Genomic DNA, 4,047 nt, shown 5'->3' with positions numbered 1-4,047 from the left:
TGCCGCTATCGCGAGCAGGCTCGCTCCCACCCTTCAAAACCGCTATCTTCGCCGCCATCCGAAACGAGGGGCGTATGGGCTATCTACTTTTTGTCACACTGATTCAGGCGTTTTCCTTCAGTCTGATTGGCGAATACCTGGCCGGGCATGTCGACAGTTACTTTGCGGTGCTGGTGCGGGTTGTGCTGGCGGGGCTGGTGTTCATTCCGCTGACCCGCTGGCGCCAGGTGGAGCCGTCGTTCATGCGTGGCATGCTGTTGATTGGCGCCTTGCAGTTCGGCGTGACCTACGTGTGCCTGTACTTGAGCTTTCGCGTGCTGACGGTGCCCGAGGTCCTGCTTTTCACCATCCTGACGCCGCTGCACGTGACCCTGATCGAAGACGCGCTCAATCGTCGCTTCAATCCTTGGGCCCTGATCGCGGCGTTGGTGGCCGTGGCTGGCGCGGCGGTGATTCGCTACGACCGGATCAACCCGGATTTCTTCATGGGCTTTTTGTTGCTGCAACTGGCCAACTTCACCTACGCGGCCGGGCAGGTGCTGTACAAACACCTCGTCGCCCGCCATCCCAGCGACCTGCCGCACTACCGACGTTTCGGCTACTTCTACCTCGGCGCACTGGCGGTGGCGTTGCCGGCCTTTCTGCTGTTCGGCAAGGCCGACTTCTGGCCTGAGGCGCCTCTGCAGTGGGGCGTACTGATATTCCTCGGCCTGGTCTCCACCGCGTTGGGGCTGTACTGGTGGAACAAAGGCGCGTGCATGGTCAGCGGCGGCACGCTGGCGGTGATGAACAACCTGCATGTACCGGTGGGGCTGCTGGTCAACCTGCTGATCTGGAACCAGCACGAGGCACTGGGGCGATTGCTGTTGGGCGGGGCGGTGATATTGGCGGCGGTGTGGATCAGTCGGTTGGGAGTGCGCCAATCGCTGGCTGCACACTGATGAACCCTTGTGGGAGCGAGCCTGCTCGCGATGGCGGTATGTCAGTCAACATATCTATGACTGTTACACCGCTATCGCGAGCAGGCTCGCTCCCACAGGAAACCTGTTGTGAGGATTAGATCACCTGCTTCTGCGGCTCCGGCAGGTGGCTCGCCCCCAACGCCGCCGGCAACAATCCCGAGCGCAAATCCATGCCGCTGGGTTGTTGATACAAGCTCAACCCGAACTCCGGCATCACCGCCAGCAAGTAATCGAAAATATCCCCCTGGATACGCTCATAGTCGGCCCACGCAGTGGTGCGGGTGAAGCAGTAGATTTCCAGCGGGATGCCCTGGGCCGTGGTCTGCATCTGGCGGACCATGCAGGTCATGTTGGGCTGGATGTCCGGGTGGCTTTTCAGATACGCCAAGGCGTAAGCGCGGAAGGTGCCCAGGTTGGTCATGCGTCGGCGGTTGGCCGACATCGCCGCGACGTTGCCCTGGGCTTCGTTCCAGGCCTTGAGTTCGGCCTGTTTGCGGCTGATGTAATCGGTCAGCAGATGAACCTGGGTCAGGCGCTGTTCTTCCTCATCCTGCAAAAAACGCACACCGCTGGCATCGATGAACAAGCTGCGCTTGATCCGTCGCCCGCCGGATTGCTGCATGCCGCGCCAGTTCTTGAACGACTCGGACATCAGGCGCCAGGTGGGAATCGAGACGATGGTCTTGTCGAAGTTCTGTACCTTGACGGTGTGCAGCGTGATGTCCACCACGTCACCGTCGGCCCCCACCTGAGGCATCTCGATCCAGTCACCGACCCGCAGCATGTCGTTGCTGGTCAGTTGCACGCTGGCGACGAACGACAGCAAGGTGTCCTTGTAGACCAACAGAATCACCGCCGACATGGCACCTAAACCCGACAGCAGCAACAGCGGCGAGCGGTCGATCAGGGTGGCAACAATGATGATTGCGCCAAACACATACAGCACCATCTTCGCCAGTTGCACGTAGCCTTTGATCGAGCGGGTGCGGGCGTGTTCGGTGCGGGCGTAGACATCCAGAAGGGCGCTGAGCAGGGCGCTGATGGCCAGCACCATGAACAGGATGGTGAAAGCCAGGGCAACATTGCCCAGGAAAATCATGCTGGTCTTGCTCAATTCCGGCACCAGGTGCAGACCGAACTGGATGACCAGCGAGGGCGTCGTCTGCGCCAGGCGATGGAAAACCTTGTTATGACGCAGGTCGTTGACCCAGTGCAGGGCCGGCTGGCGGCCGAGTAACTTGGCACCGTGCAAAATCAGGTAGCGCGCCACGCGCCCGAGCACCAGGGCAATGACCAGCAGCAACAACAAGGCAAGGCTGGACTGCAGAAGCGGGTGCTGCTCAAGGGCACCCCAGAAGTCTTGAATGTTGACCCAGAGCTGTTTGATGTCCATGGACGAAACGGTTCTTCTATAAAGACGCGACGGTGCGATTAGAGCATTTAAGCCAGGCTAAGTGACCCTTGATGACGAATCGGCTCACAAAAAAGCCACTGATTAGCGCCGTTCGTATAAAGAAACTCGGCCTTCGAGCTCGAAACCGTTACCCTATGCAGCTGTTTTTTTGCATTTCTTCGAGGTAGCACCCGTGTTTTCCCAATTCGCCCTGCACGAACGCCTGCTCAAAGCCGTGGCCGAGCTTAAATTTGTCGAGCCAACGCCGGTGCAGGCAGCGGCTATTCCGCTCGCGCTCCAGGGGCGTGATCTGCGGGTGACGGCGCAGACCGGCAGCGGCAAGACCGCGGCGTTCGTGCTGCCGATCCTCAACCGTCTGATCGGCCCGGCCAAGGTGCGCGTCAGCATCAAAACCCTGATCCTGCTGCCGACCCGTGAGCTGGCCCAGCAGACCCTGAAAGAGGTCGAACGCTTCTCGCAGTTCACCTTCATCAAGTCCGGCCTGATCACCGGCGGCGAAGACTTCAAGGTCCAGGCCGCCATGCTGCGCAAAGTACCGGACATTCTGATCGGCACCCCGGGGCGGATGATCGAGCAACTGAACGCCGGCAACCTTGACCTCAAGGAAGTCGAAGTGCTGGTGCTGGACGAAGCCGACCGCATGCTCGACATGGGTTTTGCCGAAGACGTGCAGCGCCTGGTGGACGAATGCGTCAATCGCCAGCAGACCATGCTGTTCTCTGCCACCACCGGCGGGTCGGGCCTGCGGGAAATGATCGCCAAGGTGCTGAACAACCCGGAGCACTTGCAGCTCAACGCGGTCAGCCAGTTGAACGCCACGACCCGTCAGCAGATCATCACCGCTGACCACAACCAGCACAAAGAACAGATCGTGAACTGGCTGCTGGCCAACGAGACCTACGAAAAAGCCATTGTGTTCACCAACACCCGAGCCATGGCCGACCGCATCTACGGTCGCCTGGTGGCCCAGGAATACAAGGCGTTCGTACTGCACGGCGAGAAGGACCAGAAAGACCGCAAGCTGGCCATCGACCGCCTCAAGCAAGGTGGCGTGAAAATCCTCGTCGCCACCGACGTTGCCGCCCGTGGCCTGGACGTTGACGGCCTGGACATGGTCATCAACTTCGACATGCCCCGCAGCGGTGATGAATACGTGCACCGCATCGGTCGTACCGGCCGTGCCGGTAACGATGGCCTGGCGATCTCGCTGATCTGCCACGGCGACTGGAACCTGATGTCGAGCGTCGAGCGCTACCTCAAGCAGAGCTTCGAGCGCCGCACCATCAAGGAAGTCAAAGGCACCTACGGCGGACCGAAAAAGGTCAAGGCCTCGGGCAAGGCCGTTGGCGTGAAGAAGAAAAAGGTCGACGCCAAGGGCGACAAAAAGAAAGCCGGCGCCAAGGCCCCGACCAAACGCAAGATCGCCAACCGCCCGAAGACCGACGCTTTGTCGCTGGTCAGCAAAGACGGCATGGCCCCGCTCAAGCGCCGCAAGCCAGAGGCGCCAGCGGCTGAGTGAAACGGCGGTAGTGCTGCATAAAAAACCGGACCTTGGGTCCGGTTTTTTTATGGCCGAAAATTACACTCAAATACGCCCCAGACTCTTGTGACGAGGGATCCCGCCCTGTGAGATCTGTAGGACTGTAGGAGCTGACGAGTGCAACGAGGCTG

The 4,047-nt window shown here is 60.1% G+C and carries 3 protein-coding genes; 2 read left to right on the top strand and 1 reads right to left on the bottom strand.

Going from position 1 to position 4,047, the window contains the following annotated elements; genetic code table 11:
* Window positions 1–74 precede the first annotated feature (74 nt).
* On the top strand, window positions 75–941 hold the full coding sequence (locus HU811_RS25695; protein WP_186658859.1) for a carboxylate/amino acid/amine transporter: 867 nt from the start codon (window positions 75–77) through the stop codon (window positions 939–941).
* Window positions 942–1,056: 115 nt separating this feature from the next.
* Here the strand turns inward: HU811_RS25695 and HU811_RS25690 are convergent, their stop codons facing one another.
* Window positions 1,057–2,355 (bottom strand): mechanosensitive ion channel family protein, encoded by a 1,299-nt coding sequence (locus tag HU811_RS25690; protein ID WP_186658856.1) that lies wholly within the window; start codon window positions 2,353–2,355, stop codon window positions 1,057–1,059.
* A 193-nt stretch (window positions 2,356–2,548) separates the two neighbouring features.
* Here HU811_RS25690 and HU811_RS25685 point away from each other — a divergent pair, with 193 nt between their 5' ends.
* Complete coding sequence (locus HU811_RS25685; protein ID WP_186658853.1) at window positions 2,549–3,895, top strand: DEAD/DEAH box helicase; 1,347 nt, start codon at window positions 2,549–2,551, stop codon at window positions 3,893–3,895.
* Window positions 3,896–4,047: the final 152 nt, after the last annotated feature.

It is taken from the genome of Pseudomonas tehranensis (genome assembly GCF_014268615.1).
In the GTDB taxonomy this organism is placed as follows: Bacteria; Pseudomonadota; Gammaproteobacteria; order Pseudomonadales; family Pseudomonadaceae; genus Aquipseudomonas; species Aquipseudomonas tehranensis.
The sequence above is the reverse complement of the archived record's forward strand: the minus strand, read 5'-3'. Positions and strand labels throughout refer to the sequence as shown.